Source organism: Cellulophaga lytica DSM 7489, assembly GCF_000190595.1.
Lineage (GTDB): Bacteria > Bacteroidota > Bacteroidia > Flavobacteriales > Flavobacteriaceae > Cellulophaga > Cellulophaga lytica.
In genome coordinates this window covers 3,710,881-3,729,386 of record NC_015167.1, presented here as the reverse complement: position 1 = coordinate 3,729,386, position 18,506 = coordinate 3,710,881, and the positions used below count along the sequence as shown (strand labels likewise).

Here is an 18,506-nt window from a genome sequence, read left to right as displayed (position 1 = left end):
TATGCCGGCAAATTCTAAATATTTAACAACAAATCCTTGGCAGCAATTTGCAAAAATATCTGCAGGTATTGTTGGTGGTTATATTGTAACATCATTAGTACATATAGCATTAGCATTATGGTTACCAAACCCTAAAATAGTATTGGCAACGTCTATATATACCATATTTATAGTTTGGGGTGCATTAATGATTGTTCCTTTTTTATTTAAAAACGGATGGTTGGTTTGGCTAGTATATTTAGGTCTAAGTCTACTTTTAGCACTAGCAATTTATTTTGGAAAACTTAATTCCCCTTTAATATAATGAGTAAACGTAATTACAATGTTTTTTTTCATACACATACCGTTAGTGGTATTGTAATTAGTGTAGCCTTATATATTATATTTTTTGCAGGATCCTTTGCGCTTATTAAGGATGAAATTACTGCTTGGGAAAAAGGAAACACAGCAGAAATTTTAGCTCCTGAAGATATAGATTTTAATAGGCTTATAAAAAGTATAGAGGCAGAAGGCCATACACTTTATGGTAGAGACATACGCATAATACCAGCAGATGCTAAAAAAGACATTTATGTACAGCTAACAGACTCCCAAGATACTACAGTAGTAAATATACCAGAAAAACCAACTTATTTTTATGCAGATCAAGAAACCTATAAAATAAGTGAGTATTATTCTTTTTATAGTGTAGGAGAGCTATTGTACAGGTTGCATTTTTTTCATCAATTACCAACAATAGGTATTTACATAGCAGGTTTTGTAGCATTGTTTTTTTTATTTGCTATAATAACAGGGGTTATTGTGCATTGGAAAAAAATGGTGTCTAACTTTTATGTTTTTAGACCCAAGGCAAAATTAAAAATGGTTTGGACAGATGCACACACGGCATTAGGCGTAATAGGTTTGCCTTTTCAGTTTGTATATGCAGTTACAAGTTGTTTTTTATGTATGTCTATTTTTGTGTTGTTACCAGCAAATTATGTGTATAATAATAACCAAGATAAGCTTTTAGAGGATATACGTCCAATGATGAAAACTTATCCGTTAGAAGAAAAGTTAGATACTGTTTTAGACGTAAATTCTTTTATGGCTAAGGCCGATAAAAAATGGGAAAACTTTACGGCACAGCAAATTTATATTAAGAGCTACGGAGCAACAACTATGATGTTTCAGGTTGATGGTTTATTAGGCTCTAAAGAAAAGTTTTTAGGTAACGGAAGAGTTGTTTATAAAATGGCTACTAATACTATAGAATCTGAAAAAAGTCCTTATGTAAACAGCTATGTAGAAGATGTAGAACTTACTATACGTAAACTGCACTTTGGAGATTTTGGTGGTATGTACTTAAAGGTAATATACTTTATACTAGCATTAATCACTTGTTTTGTAATTATATCTGGTGTACTTATTTGGTTAGAGGCACGTAATAAAAAAAATATATCTGCAGCAAAGCAATTGTATAATAGGCGAGTAGGGCACGTGTATTTGGCCATATGTTTAAGTATGTTTCCTATAACAGCATTGTCTTTTATAGCATCTAAACTACTACCAAGAGACTTAGATGCTAGCAGACAAACTATTTTATATGTAGTGTTTTTTGTGGGTTGGCTATTGTTAACCATTTACTTTAAAAGTAAAAGAGACAATTACATTACCAACAAATACAGTTTGTTATGGGGCAGTATTTTAGGATTTTTAATACCAATAATTAATGGCTTGGTATCTGGCAATTGGTTTTGGAAAACCTTTGCAAACAATCAATTAGATGTTTTTACAATAGATGCCTTTTGGTTGGTGTTAGCTTCGGTGGCTTTGGCTATATATTTTAAGTTAGAGCGTAAAGTACCAAAGGTTAGTCACGCTAAACTAGTAGCAGAATACCAGAAAACAGTTTTAGAGCAAAGAAAAGAACAAGAAAATCAATTAGAAACAGGAGAAGATCAATCTAAGAAAATAAAATTTATGAGAACAAAAATTTCAATATTCTGGCTATTAATAGTAGTAGGCTTTATTATACACCACGTTTACGGTTTATTTGGCGTGTATTATAATGAGAGTTTAATGATAGAAGGTGCTACAGGAGATGTACCAGTAGATCACCACTTGTACCGTATATTTTTTGAAGGCATTGCAATGCTTTTTTGCATAGCAACATTAGAAGTATCTAAACAATGGTTTAGATTAACCTCTATAATATGGGCAATTTTATTAGGTATTTTTAATGTATACCATTTTATAACAGCTATATTTTATGAGGCTAAAAACATATCAGAAATACTAATATTGGCATTAATGGGAGTTGTAAGTGTATTATTAGTAAAAACACTACTGCAATGGCGTAAAGAGGTAGTTTAGCTTATTATTACAGTAAACAAAAAAGCATTTAGGTTATTCTAAATGCTTTTCTAATTCTTTAAACTTTCTGTGAATAAACATAATTTCTTTTAAAGTAAATTGCTTTTCATGAAACCAGTCATGGGCTTCAATTTTGGCATTCTCTACTTGTGCATCTCTAATGGCTTCTATAGTTACAATATGCCAATGTGCACCTTTGTTTTTAGAAACCGGATAGCCAACATCACTAATAATATAAGATTTACGAGGCTGATTTACCAATCTAACACCGTTTTTTAAAACAGCTAAGGTTTTGGTAAGAGAAACAACCTCAGAGAAAGAGTAACGTGCAAAGTCGTTAAAACCGTCTCGTTTTACATTAAAAAGCTTATCGCCAACTTCTAAATATCGCATAATTTATTTTACAAAGAGATCGCAAAAATAGAATGATTATCCCTTTTTTACTTTACTACCAAGCACTACTTATTAACAATGGTAAGGGTTTTGTAGCTATTAAGCTGATACTGATAATTTTTAAGAGTTATTTTTTTATTTAATTATAGTAAATTAGTTTCTTCAGCTAGCGCAACTATTTTGCTTATTTGCCTACTCTTTAAGCCACGAGCGTGACGATCGCGTTAGCTGAAGAAAACGGTTTAATATTGAGAAGAATAAAATTTCCAAAAAAATGAAGATAAAGATATTATTAATGCTAGTTATTTTTACCGCTTGCAAAAAAAATGTAAAATATTTGGATTTAGAGCAAGTTAACTCTGAATATATATCAAATGTATCGACTTGCGCAAAAGCATTTGAACAATCAAGATTATTAGATGAAACAATTTCTGAATTTTTAACTAGCAAAGAAATAAAGGCAAATGAAAATCTACGTCGTTTACGTTTAATATTTCTGTTGAAATCAGGGCAAATTGAATATTTAACTAAGATGGCAGCAATATATTCTGATAATGATAAATTAATTACAAAGGTTAATAGAGGGGAAATTGAAGTAAAAGAACTAAATTATCATATCATTGACAATTTATTTGACCCTTCAAGTAGTATTTTTGAAGAGGAGGAAATAAATGAAACTCAACTACTTTTAATTGATATTCTCCCAGATGAAGTTAATTGCTATTTTAAATCTAATGTAAATCCACAAATAGTAGAAGAAATAAATTCTATATGTTACTAGGGCTAATAATACAGATTAGTTGATAACCCCGCTAGCGCAAGCATCTTGCTTGTGCCGTTAAACCAACTAAATTAAATCAATTTCTTCTTTTTTTAAGATATGAAGATTATTTTTAAAATCTTTTACAAATAATTTTTCATTGGAGAAATAAACGGGTTCCGGGCTTATTAGTTTATTACCATTCATAAAATCTTCTTTAGAGATAATCTCGTATTCCCATATTAATCTTTTTCTATTATAATCATAAAGACCAATATAGCGAACTCCATCTCCATATAGTTTTTCACCTAAAAAAGTGAAGTAGTTACCTTGTAGTAAGGGGGAATAAATATTCTTGTATGTTCCCATTCCAGAAAAATCAGCCTCTCTAAAGTTGAAGGATTCTTCAATCTCATAAGTTTGGGTATTTATTTTTTGAAAATAATTTGCAGACATACAATAAAGATTATTATCACTATTATTCACAAAAAAAGAAGTGCCTTTTATTGTCGTTTTGTAACCAAAATTTAAATCGCTCTCTTGGGTAGAGAATTTGTGAACTATATTTCCTGTTTTAATAGAAACAGTAATTAAACGACCACCTTTAGAAAGCACCCACAAATTGTTTTCATTAACTCCTAGGACTTTATCTATTTGATCAATTTCAAATTCATAAGCAGGTTTTCCGAATGAAGTTAATGGTAAATTCCAAAGGGTTTGGTTAGCGATAGACTTTTTTATTATTGAATTATCATTATAAAAAATTCCAAAATCCTTTTCTAAAATAATAAAAGGCTTTTCAGAACTGAAAAAGATTCTTTAATTCCCCCGCTAGCGCAAGCATCTTGCTTGTGCCGTTAAACCAACTAAAATTATTTAATATCACTACAAACTCTAATACTTAGCAGCTTTACCATTAGCAGCACTGTTTTTAATAAAAGCCCTTATGTCTTGGTTAGCAGATTTTAAATCTTCTTTACGCAAGTACATCATATGTCCGCTTCTGTAGCCCTTAAAAGTAAACCTGTCTTTTAGTTTTCCGCTAGGGTCTGTTTGCCACATACTATATTTAGAGGTAAAGTAGGTTGTAGCACCATCATAATATCCAGTTTGGTACAATACTTTTAGGTATGGGTTTTCTGCCATTGCTTTGCGTAAACCTTCTCTAACATTATTATTGCTATTGTCCCAAGGGTGAACACTACCAAACATATTGTACTTAAGGTCTGTTTTAAAGTTTAAGTGTTCTCTAAGGTAAAAGTTAATTGCAGGTGTAAAAGAGTGTAACCAAGAGGTAATTTCTGCATTATAATCGGGCTTTGTACCAGCAGCCATTTTGTCTATACCTAAATATCTAGAGTCTAAACGGCCAATGGTATGTCCGCTTTTATTGCGCAGTAAATCTTTCCAGAAAAAAGAAGTAGGTACCATTAAGTTATGGTCTAAAATTGCTTTTTTAGACATACCAGAGTAGTATGCCATTTTTTCTGCAACATCTTGCTTCTCGGCATCTGTTATAAATCCGCCTCTTGCAATGGCAGGCATAAGCTTGTCTATAGTATATTGTTCTACTTCTGGTAATACTTCTAACAAGTCTTTTTGTTGTAAAGCGGTAGGTAACATTTTATGGTGCCAAGCAGCAGCAGTAAAATAAGGTAAGTTTATACCAGAAGATAAAGGTCCGTCTGCGTTGTATATTTTATAATCTGCTGGTGATACCATAATTACACCATTTAAATACATCCATTGAGACTCTTGTAGTTCTAATGCTAAACCAGACACGCGAGTACCGCCATAACTCTCACCAATAATATATTTAGGAGATTGCCACCTATTATTACGTGTAACAAATGTATTTACCCAAGCAGCCAAGTATTTAATATCTGCATTAATACCAAAAAACTGTTTGCGGTCTGGCATTTTCCCATCTTTTTGGGCAACCATTCTAGAGTAACCCGTATTAACAGGGTTTACGTAAACAATATCTGCTACGTCTAAAATAGAATACGGATTATCTTTAATACCATAGGGCTGTACAGGGTAACCCTCGTCATCAATATTTAAAATTTTAGGTCCAGTATATGCAATGTGCATCCAGACAGATGCAGATCCAGGACCACCATTAAAAGATATTACCAAGGGGCGTTCTTCTCCTTTACTAACATTTGTTCTTTTATAATAGGTATAAAATAACGTGGCAACCACATTATCTTGTTTATCCCAAACAGGTTGTGTACCAGTAGTGGCCTTATAGGTAAGTTTAGTGTTGTTAATTGTAGCAGTGTGGTTTGTTACTACCGTAGTATCTACAGCAATTTTTAAATCTTGAGCTTTTGTTTGTGTAGTAAAACTAAATACCGCTAAAACGGTAACGACTTTTAGGTAAGCTAATTTTTTCATTTTTTGAGTTGTAGTTGAGTTCAGATCTAAAAGTATATAATTACTATAGAGAATAAAAATGTATTCTCTTTTTAACTTTTTTAATAGTGATAAAAATGCTGTTAACCCTAGATAATCTGCACGTTTTTAGGATGAAATTTTTTGACTGCTTTTTTTTAAAATGATTTAAATACACTTTTCTGCAGTTCACCGTTTAAAACTATCCGTTCAATTGAAAATTAGAAAAAAGGCTTAAAAGGCGTGGTAACTTTGTCCCAGATTTAACCTACAAATGTTTATTACCATGTCAAAATTTAAATTTTTACCATTAGGACTTTTAGCTTTATTTATAACAATGACTTCTTGTACTACAGAGAGCATTGAGCAAGAAGATGCAATTTATGCACAAGTAGATACGTCTAGTGAATTAGAGAAAGAAGTTATAGAATTGGTAAATGAGTACAGATCTTCTCAAGGTTTAAATACTTTAGAATATGGTAAAGTGGCATACGGTTATGCTGCACAGCATAATGATTATATGATTGAGGCTGGTAAAATTAGCCACGATAATTTTGATTTACGTGCATCTAATTTAGCAGTAGAGGCAAAAGCAGATTTTGTTTCAGAAAACTTAGCTAAAGATTTTAAAACAGCAAACGGTGTAGTTAAAGCTTGGATTAATAGTCCAACTCACAAAAAAGTAATGGAAGGAGATTTTACATACACAGCTATAAATATTAAAGCTGATGAAAATGGAAAATTATACTTTACACAGTTATATTATAAGTAAGATATTTTTAGGTTAAAATTATCTTTTTTAGATAACACTTTTAAGACAATTGAGATTGTTTTAAAAGTGTTTTTTTGTTACAATATTTTACAAATAGTTAATTTATAGGGAATTGAGTTATTTTTAAAGATTACTGCAAACGTTTGCATAATCTTCAATTTCTTAAAATTTTATGTATTTCATCGAAATGGGGTGTATTTCATCGAGTAAATACAATAAGTGGAGAATACATATACGCAAGGTTACGTTATAATTGTACCAAATTGAAACTTAACCAAAATTTTACTAAATGAAATTAATTTTACCCCAAAAAATTAGACTCATTTTTGTAACACTACTACTCGTTAGTATTACAAATCTTAAATCACAAACAAAAAATTACGCTACAGCAGTTCCTATACAAGATAGGGTAGACAATGCCAATAACGCTGTAGATGGTAATTTATTAACCAAAGCAGACATAAATGCTAGTTCCGGAATACTTGTAGGTATTGGAGCGTACTCAGGGTATTTAGAACTTCAGTACCCAAGCAACTTACCAGCAAATACTACAAGTTTTACCAAAATAGAAACTCAAGACGATTTGTTGCCTAGTTTGTTAGGAGGTAGCTTAGGAGGCCTATTGTCAGACATTGCAGGTATTTTACTTATTGGTAATCAAGAGTTTACTGTAAAAGCGCAAAACAATGCTGTTACAGTATTAGAAAAACAATCTACAGAAGCAAACGGATTCTCTACAGAAGATTTACGTGTTGTAGTAGATAAAGATAACGATTACTTTTTGGCTGTTACACCAGGCCAAGAGTACAATAGAATACGAATTGAAAATAGTATAGGATCTCTAATAGGGTTAAACAATACCAGACAGTTAGGTGTGTATGAATCTTATTACACAACAGGAACAGGAGATTGCGGATTACCAAGTTATACTTCTTTTAGCGGTAATGGTATTTCTTTAGACCTTTTAAATTTAGGAGGAGCAGGAGTAACAAATCCAAATTTTGCTATAGATGGTGATGTATCCACTTTTGCAGAGTTAGGTTTAGGAGTTTTAGATGTTGCAGCAAGCATACAGCAAACTATTTATTTTGACGCAGATTCTGGTACAGATGATGTAATATATGTGCGTTTGGCAGTAGATCCTTCTCTAGTTAGCTTAGGGTTACTAAATAATATTAATATTACAGCAAGCAATGGTGTACAAGAAGTATACTCATCTAACATATCTAGTTTATTATCTTTAGATTTATTAGGTCTATTGCAAAATGGTAATAGTACAGTAGTAGCGTTTAAGCCTAGTGCTTCTGTTAATAGAGTTACTATTAGTTTGGCTTCTTTGTTAAACGTTGCAGTTAGTCAGCAAATTAGACTTTATGATATTTATAGAGCACCAGAACAACCAGTATTTACAGACTCATCTACAGATATTAGTATATGTAGTGGCTCTACAGCAGAAATAACAGCAACAGCAAATGGCGCAGCTGTAGAATTACGTTGGTATGATGCAGAAACAGATGGTAATTTGTTAGCAACAACCAATTCTGGTGATACATTTACAACACCAGCTTTAAATACAAGTACCACTTATTATGTAGCTTCTGCATATGTAGGTTGTACAGAAGAATCTCCAAGAGTAGAGGTTCCTGTAACTGTAATGGAAATACCTACTGCAGCAGATATTACTGTAATTGGTAATGAAAACCCTATTTGCTCACAAAGTAGTGTGGTATTAGTACCTTCTAGTGCTATAGATGCAACATACAATTGGTTTTTAGACAGTGCAGAAACAATGCCAATTACTAACGGTATGGTTGTAAACGGAGCAACATACAATATAGATGAAAACGGAGTTTTAACCATTACAGGCTTAACAGACGTTAATAGTCCGTATACTTACTATGTAGGTAGTACAGATAATATTGCAGGTTGTAAAAATGTAGATGGCGATTTAAAACCTGTAGCTGTAACTATTGTAGATTCTTCTAATACAGCTGTAGACGTTACTCTAGACACCAACATTAGCTTAGCTAACTTAATTACTATTTTTCAGGTAAACCCAACCACAGACATTACTGGTTCTGTAACAGGAGACGTTAATGTAGGAGATGAAGTTACTGTAGCTATAAATGGTACAACTTATACAGGCATATTAGACGCTAACTTAGATTTTAGTATTGCAGTAGACGGTACAGATCTTTTATCTGATATAGATAATGTATTAGAAATTTTTATATCTGGCGGTTTGTGTAGCATTACAGATGATGTTACAGTAACAATACCAGAGTTTATACTAGATAATTTAAATCAGGTTTTTTGTGCATCAGATAATGCAACTTTATTAGATTTAGATGTAAATGGTAATAATGTTGTATTTTTTGATAGTCTTTTAGGTAGTGCTACAGTAGATGCTAATGCAGCTCTAACAGATGGTGGCACATACTATGTAGGACTTTTAGATGTTCCTTTATCTGTATTACCACGTGTACAAATAACGGTTTCAATTTTAGATACTCCTGCACCAACCACAACAAGCACTACACAAGTTTTTTGTGAAGCAAATAATCCGGTAGTTGGAGATATTCAGGTAAATGAAACCGCTGTTGTTTTTTATGATGCGGAAACAGGAGGCACAATGTTAGACCCTTCTACAGCTTTAGTAGATGGTGCAACATACTATGTTGCTAATACAGAAAACGGTTGTGAAAGTAGTGAAAGACTAGCTATTACAGTAACCTTTACGCAGCCTGCACCAACAACTAGTAGTACTGCACAAGAATTTTGTAGTACAAGTAATGCTACCTTGGCAGATATACAGATAAACGAAACCGCTGTTGTTTTTTATGATGCAGAAACAGGGGGTACAATGCTTTCTTCTGATACGGCCATAGTAGATGGTACAACATATTATGTAGCAAATTTAACATCTGGTTGTGAGAGTGAAGATAGATTAGCAATTACAACAACAATAGAAGAAGCAGAGCAAGCTACACTTACAGGTATTTTTGAAGATGCTTGTTTAGAAGATAGTTATATGTATACCACAGAAACAGATAAGCAAAATTATGTGTGGACAGTTACTGGTGGTACAATTACAGATGGTGGTACAAGTACAGATAGTTTTGTAACGGTTACTTGGGACGATTTAAATAACACAGAAATTACAGTTACTTATGATAGTGCAAGTGGTTGCACCTCAGAAGAAGCTATATTAAGCGTAGGTGTTATTAGTTGTGGAGAGGTTTTAGGTGAAGAGTTTTGCTTGTTTGTTTACAACGAGTTTTCACCAAACAATGATGGGTATAACGATTTCTTTAAAGTACAGTGTTTAGAAGATTATAGTTCTAATACATTACAAGTATTTAACAGAAACGGAAACCAAGTTTTTGAAACAGTTAATTATAGCAATAACTGGGATGGTGTAGCAAATGTAAATGGTGTTTTACGTAAAGGAGATCATTTACCGTCTGGCACGTATTACTACATACTTACTATTCCAGAATTAAACAGAACCTTAAAAGGCTGGCTACAAATAGCAAGATAAAACAAAACCTACACAACAACCCCAAAAGAATATTACAATGAAATTAACCAAAAATATAAAATACCAATTACTGCTTGCGCTTGGCTTTTTAGGCATATGTGCTTCTAATGCACAGCAAGCACCACAGTATACACAATATATGCATAACACTATGGCGCTTAACTCTGGTTACACTGGTACAAGTGGCAAGTTAGAGGCTACCTTTTTACATCGTTCCCAATGGGTAGGTTTAGAAGGGGCACCAAGTAACCAGTCTTTTTCAATACAGGGTAAGTTTGGAGAAAAAGTTGGTTTAGGGTTAAGTGCAATTAATGATAAATTAGGAGCATCTAACAACATTACTGTAAATGGTAATTTTGCTTATGAACTGCCTTTAGGTTATGTCACTAAATTATCATTAGGTATAAACGCTGGTGTAGACATTTTAAACATAGATTGGTCTAAAGGATCTTATGAAGATAATATGGATCCTGTTTTTAATGAAAACAATAAAGATGTACGTCCTGTTTTAGGTATAGGAGCATTTATGTACGGTACAAAATGGTACGCAGGTGTATCTACCCAAAACCTTTTTAATTCATCTGTTTTAAAAGATAATGATGAGGTTGTTACAGATCGTAAAAGCCAGTACTACGTAATGGGTGGTTATGTGTTTGATTTGTCTGGTAATTTAAAATTTAAACCAACAATTTTAACAAAACACGTATCTGGAGCACCAATAACGGTAGATGTTTCTGGTAACTTTTTAATTAATGATAAATTTAGTATTGGAGCAGCATACCGTTATGATGATGCCGTTAGTGCATTAGCAGGCTTTAACATAACTAAAGAGTTATTTGTTGGTTATGCGTATGACTATACGTTAACAGACTTAGGAGATTACAATAATGGTTCTCATGAAGTTATTTTAAAGTACAGTGTTTTCAATTCTAAAAAGAGAGCATTATCACCAAGATTCTTTTAAAAATATAGATATGAAAAAAAGTTTATTCATTTTAAGTATACTTTTTGCTTCATTATCTGTAGCACAAAGTAAAGAAGATAGAGCAGATGTATATTTTGAAGATTTTAAGTTTAGTGAAGCTATAAAATTATATTCAAGTGTAGCATCAGAAAAAAGAAAACCATCGTTACACGTTATACAACGTTTGGCAGATAGTTATTTTAATATAAACGATTACCAAAATGCAAAAGATTGGTATAGTAAGTTATATAGCATAAAAGGAAAAGAAGTAGGAGAGAGTAACTTAATAAAATTGGTACAAAGTTTAAAAGCTAGTATGCATATAGATAGGGCAGATGAACTTTTAAAAGAGTATTACACCAATCCTACCAAATTAAAAATGATTTTATTACAAAAGGCGTATTTAGATAGTATTTCTAAGACAAAACCAAAATACACTATTAAAAATATGCCTTTTAATAGCTCAAAGTCAGATTTTGCACCTGCCATGTACTCAAGAGGATTGGTATTTGCATCTGCAAGAGACACTGCTAAGTCTAATAAACTTTACCCTTGGAACAAACAACCGTATTTAGATTTGTATTTTACAAACCCTAAACAAGAAGATTTTGTACCAGAAAAGTTTTTAGAAAATATGGAGTCTAGTTTTCATGACGCAACCATAGCAATTTCTAATAATGGAAGAACAGTATATTTTACCCGTAATTTTATTAAAAAAAATAAACTTAATGCCAATGCAGATGGGTTGTCTAATATGCAAATATTAAAGGGTACAATTGCAGATAATAAGTTGATAAACGTTATGTCTTTAAGCTTTAATAGTAAAAACTATTCTTGTGGCCACCCAGCATTAAGTGCAGATGGGCAACGCCTTTACTTTACATCTAATATGGATGGCGGTTATGGTTCTAGTGACATTTATGTTGTAGAGCTATCTGCATCTGGAGACGTAGTTGGTAAACCTGTTAATTTAGGGCCAACTATAAATACAAGGGGTAGAGAAATGTTTCCTTTTGTAGATAAGGACGAATTGTATTTTTCATCAGACGGACATTATGGTTTAGGCGGCTTAGATATTTTTGCGTCTAAAATACTACCAAATAGTGAGTACTCATTACCATTAAATATGGGGAAACCTATAAACAGTAATATGGACGATTTTTCTTTTATTAGAGAAATGGCTTCAAACAGCGGCTACATAGCATCTAACCGTTATGGAGGTATGGGAGATGATGATATTTATCATTTTGAAGGAGCAAAACCTGTAAACTGTTTAGAGTATTCTGGTAATGTATATAATAAGCTTACAAAACAGCCATTAGAGCGAGTATCAGTTGCTATTTATGATGAAGATGACACGCTAATACAAAATAGTAAAACAGATGTTAATGGGTATTATAATTTTATTTTACCTTGTAACCAAACAAGTAAAATTGTATTTGCTAAGGATAAGTATTCTAAAAAAACAATAACAATAGCAACTCAAGAAAACCCAGAAGAACCATCATTAAATAATAAAGTATATTTAACACCTTTTGAGAGTTTAATTGTAAAAGAGGATAACGTAGAAAAAATTAATGTAGAACCTATTTATTTTGATTATGATAAATACGATATTACGCCAAGAGCAGAAATAGAACTACAAAAAGTACTTTTTGTTTTAAAAGAGTTTCCAAAGACTAAAATAAAAATAGAATCGCATACAGACTCTAGGGGTAAAGATGCTTATAACTTAGAGTTGTCGGACAACAGAGCAAAATCTACCCGAAGATATTTAGTGTCTAAGGGAGTAGATATAGACCGAATAGAAAGTGCCAATGGTTTTGGCGAATTAAAACTTAAAAATAAATGTAGCAACGGTGTAAAATGTTCAGAGCAAGAGCACCTAGTTAACCGAAGATCTGACTTTATAATTGTTGCTAAATAATAATACGACTAGTTTTCCCCAAATCTTGAACACAAAGCACCGTTTTTACGGTGCTTTTGTTTTTTGTTAAAGTATCTTTAAAATACTGGCTTAATATTACGTCATTGATTATTTTTAGGGTTAAAAATTAAGAAATATGAAAAAAGTTATAACATTAGTAATGAGTTTGTGTTTGGTTGTAGCGTTACACGCAAACACAACACCTTTAAATTCAGAGATTAAAGTAGGAACAGAACTTAAAATAGGTGCGGCATCTGCAGCTACCTATGAACATTTAGTTTTACCCAGAAAAAACTTTATTATTAAACGAGGTGGACTTGCAAATTACAAAAGCCTAAAAAACCTTACTGTTGTGGTTGCGGCCGTAAATACTAAAAAAAATGGTGATGTTGAGGTTACATTAAAACGTAAAAACAGTAAAAAGTTTTTTAATAGTCACCCAACTATTAAAGCAGATTATACTAAAGCAATAGCAGAAAAAGAGCTAATTAAATAGTATAATATATAGGGCACTGCCTAAATTATTGGTAAATTTGCAGAGTTTTTTAATAATTATTAATAATTTAATTGTAGTGAATGAGGTATAGATATCTGTTATTTGTTTTTTATTTGTGTTTTGTAACCGCAACCGGACAAATATCAGATTTTGCTAGATTAGAATATAAGGTTTTACCCAGAGGAAACTCTAATTTTGGATACAGTAGAGCTCGTGCAGCTGTTAATTACCCAATAGAACTTAAAAATAGCAATTACCTTTTGTTAGGTTTAGATTATAGCAATATAGAAATGTCTTTTGATCCTGAAATTGCTAAGTTTAATACAGATATTATTCAGGACTTTCAGATGTTAGAGTTTAACCTAGCATACATTAAAAAATTAAAAAACGATTGGCGTTTGGGTGTACGTTTTACTCCCGGATTTAGCTCTAATTTAGGCAGTAAAATTACCTTTGAAGATGCTATCTTTGCAGGTGATGTAGTTTTTATTAATGATAAACGTGATGATACTACTATTAATAAGCCTTACCGTTTAATAGTAGGAGTATCTTATTCGCAAAACAGAGGTATTTCTTTTCCATTACCTTTTATTAGTTACTACCGTAAATTTCACCCAAAATGGTCTTATAATTTAGGCGTTCCTAAGTCTAACTTACAATACCATATCTCTAAAAAATCTAGATTAAAACTGGTAACAGAATTAGACGGTTTTACAGCCAATATACAAGAAGGCTTACCTGTTAATAACGAAGAAGATTTAGCAAAAAAAATAAATGTATCTCTTATTTTAGGTGGGTTACGCTACGAGTTTAAAATAAAAGATCACCTAGAGCTTTTTTGTAATTTTTCTGGCGTACTTATGGAAACCGCAGAGTTAAGAAATAAAGACAACGACAAGGTATCTACCGTAGATAAAAAAAATACCATTTACTTTGGTACGGGAATACGTATAAAAAAATAATTTTTTTTAATATCCCTATAAACCGTTACATATTTATTGTAGCGTAATATTACTTTTACTTCTATGATAAGAGAAACAATACCGTTAATAATTGTAGTGGTTGTAGTAACACTTTTGTATGTAAAACTTAAGCACATTTTATCTAACAAAAGTGCAGCTAAAAATTTAGAATTGTTTTTAAAAAACAATTATGGTACAACTCTAAAATATAAAAATTTAGAGCGTTTTTTTAATACTGCTACAATGAACCCTAATTGCTTTACTGTTGTAATTTATGAAGCAAGGAACCCCAATGTAGAAATGCATTTAACTTTTGATGCAAGTAAAATAGTAGAACAAAAAGATGTTGCATCTGTATATCCAAATGAACTATCTTTTAATGAGACCTATATAGAAAAACAACAAGTTGTGGCTACACAAGCAGTAATTTCAGATAAAATGAAACCTCTTGGGGTTGACTTAAAGTGGAGTTATAATTTTATAGAGTTAATTTTTGATAAAAGTTATACAGAGAACGAAGTTCTAGAAAAAGAGCAATTTTTTTTAAATTTATTTGCTAAAGAAGACACAGATAAATTGGGGTATTACCACAGCTTTACGCTTCACTTGAGTTTTAAGGATAATGAATACCCTTTGCTAAAACATTTTGTAGAGCAAAAAAATGATAAATGGGAGTTAAAAGATATATCGTTAAATGAAGAAGATAAATCTTTTAAAGAGGTTAGTTTACTGGTTAACACTGTAAAAAATGAATATTTAGAAAGTAAACAACCCGCACTTAAATTAGCTAATTATTATGGTACATTAGTTAATAAAGTAGACTTTAGTAGAGTTATTTGGGTAACTTATACAGAGCATAAAAGAACAAAAAAAGAGCTAGAAGAGGCTAAAAAAGGAGTATATGTATCACCAATAAATGGTTATGTTGTTGTGTATTGGAATTTGTTTAAAAAACAAGCACAACACATTGCGTTTGTTTCTTTAGAGGAGCATAAATCTATTGATGAAGTTTTAGAGTATGAAAAAGACAATTTACTATAGTTAACCGCTAATCTAGTTTGTTTTTTGTGCTAAAAAACATAGAATATTGTATATTGTAGCATACAATTTTATGATACTTTCCAAACCATTTATGTTGTCAAAAAAAATAGTTGTCTTTTTCCCTTTTTTATTGTGTTTTATTTTAAAAGCACAGGAGTTACCACCAATTAGTATTATTACTCCGCAACAATATGCAGCAGAAAACCAAAATTGGGATATTTCTCAAAACCAAAACAACTTAATTTATATAGCAAATAACGGTGGGTTATTAGAGTACAACGGTGCAGAATGGAAATTATATGCAGTGCCCAATAACTCTATTGTACGCTCTGTAAAAGCTATTGGAGACAAGGTTTTTACAGGTAGTTTTATGGACTTTGGTTACTGGCAAAAAAATGCTTTAGGTGTATTAGAGTACTATTCTTTAAGAGAAAGTTTAAATCTTCAACTAGTAGACGGTGAACAGTTTTGGAACATAGAAAATATAGATGGTTGGATAATTTTTCAATCACTATCAAGAATATATTTAATCAACCTAGAAAAAAAAGAAGTAAAACGTATAGATGCTAAAGCTACTATAGGTAAAATGATATATGTAGACAATACATTGTATTATCAAGAATTGGGTGTTGGTTTATTTAAAATTGAAAATGAAAAGAGAAAACCAGTAAGTAACAGTAGTTTTTTTAAAGAAAATAAAATAATTACCATACTAAAGCAAAATAACCAATTACTATACCTTACAGAAAATAATGGTTTTTATACCATTAAAAATGAAGAGCCTGTAAAATGGATTACCTCATTAAATACTGATAAAATTAGTGTTTACAATGCTATAAAACTTAAAGATAATGGTATAGTTGTAGGAACAATATCTAATGGTGTTTATTTTTTAAATGAAGACGGATCTTTAAAATATAAACTTAATAGACAAAAAGGAATAAGTAATAATACTGTACTTTCTTTGTTTGAAGACCGCTTTAAAAATGTTTGGCTAGGTTTGGATAATGGTATTAACTTTATAAATAACTCGTCTAGGTTTAACGTGTTTACAGATAATGATGGTAAGTTAGGAACTGTTTACACATCTATAGTACATAACGGTTATTTATACTTAGGTACCAACCAAGGTTTATTTTATAAAGAAATTAAAAAGCAAACAAATTTTAACTTTATTCCGGGTACAAAAGGACAAGTTTGGATATTAAAAAATATAGATAATACTCTTTTTTGTGGTCACGATAAGGGAACATTAATTATAGATAATAATACGGTTAAAAAACAGATAAGCAATTCTCCAGGCACTTGGGATTTTAAACCTATTAATAAAGATAAAAGCCTTGTTTTACAAGGTAATTATAACGGCCTACACATACTTAAAAAACAAAACGGAAGTTGGGAGTATAAAAACCGGTTAGAAGGCTTAAATATGTCTAGTCGTTTTTTTGAAAATATAGGAAACACCATTTATGTTAATCATGAGTTAAAAGGGCTATACAGGCTTAAAGTAGATGCAGACTATAAAAAAGTACTTAACAAAGAGTATTTATCTGTGTCTAAAGAGGGCAGTGGTTCTAATATTATAAAGTTTAATGGTTCTTTACTTTATTCATCATCTCAAGGCATATTTACATTAAAAAATAATGAGTTTGTTAAAGACTCTATGTACTCAAATCTTTTTAAGGATTATAGTAGTTTAACAACATTAATGAAAATAAAGGAAGACAGTACAAAACTATGGCGTTACGCAAATGATAACATTTCTATTTTAAGTTTTGGTAGTATTAGTAGTGAGCCTAAACTCACAAACATACCTGTAGCACGTAATGTAGTAAATAGTGTAGCAGGTTTTGAAAATATGACTCAAGTAGGAGATATTGGTTATTTGGTAGGCACATCTAACGGTTATTTGGTTTTAAATAACTTAAATAAAGCAGATACAGAACAATTAAATATTAATATAAACTCTATTGAGGCTTACAAAAGGGATGATCCTAAATTTAAAGTAAATTTGTTTGAGAGTAGTACGCTAAAAAACAAAGAAAACAATATAGCTTTTCATTATAGTTTTCCTTTTTTTAATACAATTGTAAAAAATAAGTACCAGTATCAATTAAAAGGCTTGTCAAACAAATGGTCTAATTGGTCACAAAATACGTCTCAGCTTTTTGAAAACTTACCGTACGGTGAATATACATTTAACGTTAGGGGAAAATCTGGTAACAATACAACAAACACAGCCAGTTACACCTTTACTATAGAACGCCCTTTTTACCTATCTAACATAGCAATTGCAATATACATTTTTGCTTGTGTGTTACTTTTTAAGCTAATAGATGTGTATTATAAAAACAAACAAAAAAGAGCGCTGTTAAAAACACAACAAAAGCTGTCTAGAAAAGAACTAGAAAATAAACAGCAATTAACCCAGTTAAATAACGAGAAGTTAAAGCTAGACATAGAAAATAAGAACAGAGAATTGGCAATTTCTACAATGAGTATTATAAAGAAAAATGAATTTTTAAATACCATTAAAAAAGAACTTATAAAAGCTAATTTGGGAAATAAGGTTTCTTCTGTAATTAAAATAATTGATAAAAATATTAACAATACAGATGATTGGAAACTATTTCAAGAAGCTTTTAATAATGCAGATAAAGACTTTTTAAATAAAATAAAAGCCAAGCACAGTACACTTACTCCAAACGATTTAAAACTGTGTGCATATTTGCGTTTAAATTTATCTTCTAAAGAAATTGCTCCTTTATTAAACATCTCACCTAGAAGTGTAGAGGTAAAGCGATATCGTTTGCGAAAAAAAATGAATTTACCGCATGAGACAAGTTTAACTAGCTATATTTTGGAATTATAGTACTACTACATTTTTTAATTTTACCA

General features: G+C 31.2%; 14 protein-coding genes. 11 read left to right on the top strand and 3 right to left on the bottom strand.

Features of this window, described 5'->3' with window-relative positions; translation table 11 throughout:
• Position 1: 1 nt before the first annotated feature.
• Positions 2-304 (top strand): hypothetical protein, encoded by a 303-nt coding sequence (locus CELLY_RS16385; protein WP_013622826.1) that lies wholly within the window; start codon positions 2-4, stop codon positions 302-304.
• On the top strand, positions 304-2,355 hold the full coding sequence (locus CELLY_RS16380) for a PepSY-associated TM helix domain-containing protein (RefSeq protein ID WP_013622825.1): 2,052 nt from the start codon (positions 304-306) through the stop codon (positions 2,353-2,355). Before CELLY_RS16385 ends, CELLY_RS16380 begins: the two co-directional genes overlap by 1 nt.
• A 33-nt stretch (positions 2,356-2,388) precedes the next feature.
• Here the strand turns inward: CELLY_RS16380 and CELLY_RS16375 are convergent, their stop codons facing one another.
• Positions 2,389-2,748, bottom strand: a complete 360-nt coding sequence (locus CELLY_RS16375) for a hypothetical protein (protein WP_013622824.1) — start codon at positions 2,746-2,748, stop codon at positions 2,389-2,391.
• A 274-nt stretch (positions 2,749-3,022) separates the two neighbouring features.
• On the opposite strand from CELLY_RS16375, the gene CELLY_RS16370 reads away from it, so the two are divergent.
• Entirely contained in the window at positions 3,023-3,529 is a 507-nt protein-coding gene (locus CELLY_RS16370) for a hypothetical protein (protein WP_042257200.1), read from the top strand.
• Positions 3,530-3,595: 66 nt separating this feature from the next.
• Here the strand turns inward: CELLY_RS16370 and CELLY_RS16365 are convergent, their stop codons facing one another.
• Together CELLY_RS16365 and CELLY_RS16360 are read right to left on the bottom strand one after the other, a co-directional pair.
• The gene (locus tag CELLY_RS16365) at positions 3,596-4,123 is read right to left on the bottom strand and encodes a hypothetical protein (protein ID WP_052306528.1); all 528 of its coding nucleotides are present in this window, start codon (positions 4,121-4,123) and stop codon (positions 3,596-3,598) included.
• Positions 4,124-4,402: 279 nt separating this feature from the next.
• On the bottom strand, positions 4,403-5,908 hold the full coding sequence (locus CELLY_RS16360; RefSeq protein WP_013622822.1) for a S10 family peptidase: 1,506 nt from the start codon (positions 5,906-5,908) through the stop codon (positions 4,403-4,405).
• A 283-nt stretch (positions 5,909-6,191) separates the two neighbouring features.
• On the opposite strand from CELLY_RS16360, the gene CELLY_RS16355 reads away from it, so the two are divergent.
• From CELLY_RS16355 to CELLY_RS16320, 8 genes are all read left to right on the top strand, one after another.
• Positions 6,192-6,677 carry a CAP domain-containing protein gene (locus tag CELLY_RS16355; protein ID WP_013622821.1) on the top strand — a complete coding sequence of 162 codons (486 nt, stop codon included), beginning with the start codon at positions 6,192-6,194 and terminating at the stop codon, positions 6,675-6,677.
• A gap of 289 nt (positions 6,678-6,966) precedes the next feature.
• Positions 6,967-10,218, top strand: a complete 3,252-nt coding sequence (locus CELLY_RS16350) for a T9SS C-terminal target domain-containing protein (RefSeq protein WP_013622820.1) — start codon at positions 6,967-6,969, stop codon at positions 10,216-10,218.
• A 37-nt stretch (positions 10,219-10,255) separates the two neighbouring features.
• Positions 10,256-11,182, top strand: coding sequence for a PorP/SprF family type IX secretion system membrane protein (locus CELLY_RS16345; RefSeq protein ID WP_013622819.1), 927 nt, complete (start codon positions 10,256-10,258; stop codon positions 11,180-11,182).
• Positions 11,183-11,192: 10 nt separating this feature from the next.
• A complete protein-coding gene (locus tag CELLY_RS16340) occupies positions 11,193-13,109 on the top strand; it encodes an OmpA family protein (protein ID WP_013622818.1) in 1,917 nt (638 codons plus the stop codon).
• 136 nt (positions 13,110-13,245) lie between these two features.
• Positions 13,246-13,605: a hypothetical protein gene (locus CELLY_RS16335; protein WP_013622817.1), complete on the top strand. Its 360-nt coding sequence runs from the start codon at positions 13,246-13,248 to the stop codon at positions 13,603-13,605.
• Positions 13,606-13,685: 80 nt separating this feature from the next.
• Positions 13,686-14,567 (top strand): DUF6268 family outer membrane beta-barrel protein, encoded by an 882-nt coding sequence (locus CELLY_RS16330; RefSeq protein WP_013622816.1) that lies wholly within the window; start codon positions 13,686-13,688, stop codon positions 14,565-14,567.
• A 63-nt stretch (positions 14,568-14,630) separates the two neighbouring features.
• Complete coding sequence (locus tag CELLY_RS16325; RefSeq protein ID WP_013622815.1) at positions 14,631-15,608, top strand: hypothetical protein; 978 nt, start codon at positions 14,631-14,633, stop codon at positions 15,606-15,608.
• 70 nt (positions 15,609-15,678) lie between these two features.
• Entirely contained in the window at positions 15,679-18,480 is a 2,802-nt protein-coding gene (locus CELLY_RS16320; protein ID WP_148228914.1) for a triple tyrosine motif-containing protein, read from the top strand.
• Positions 18,481-18,506 lie beyond the last annotated feature (26 nt).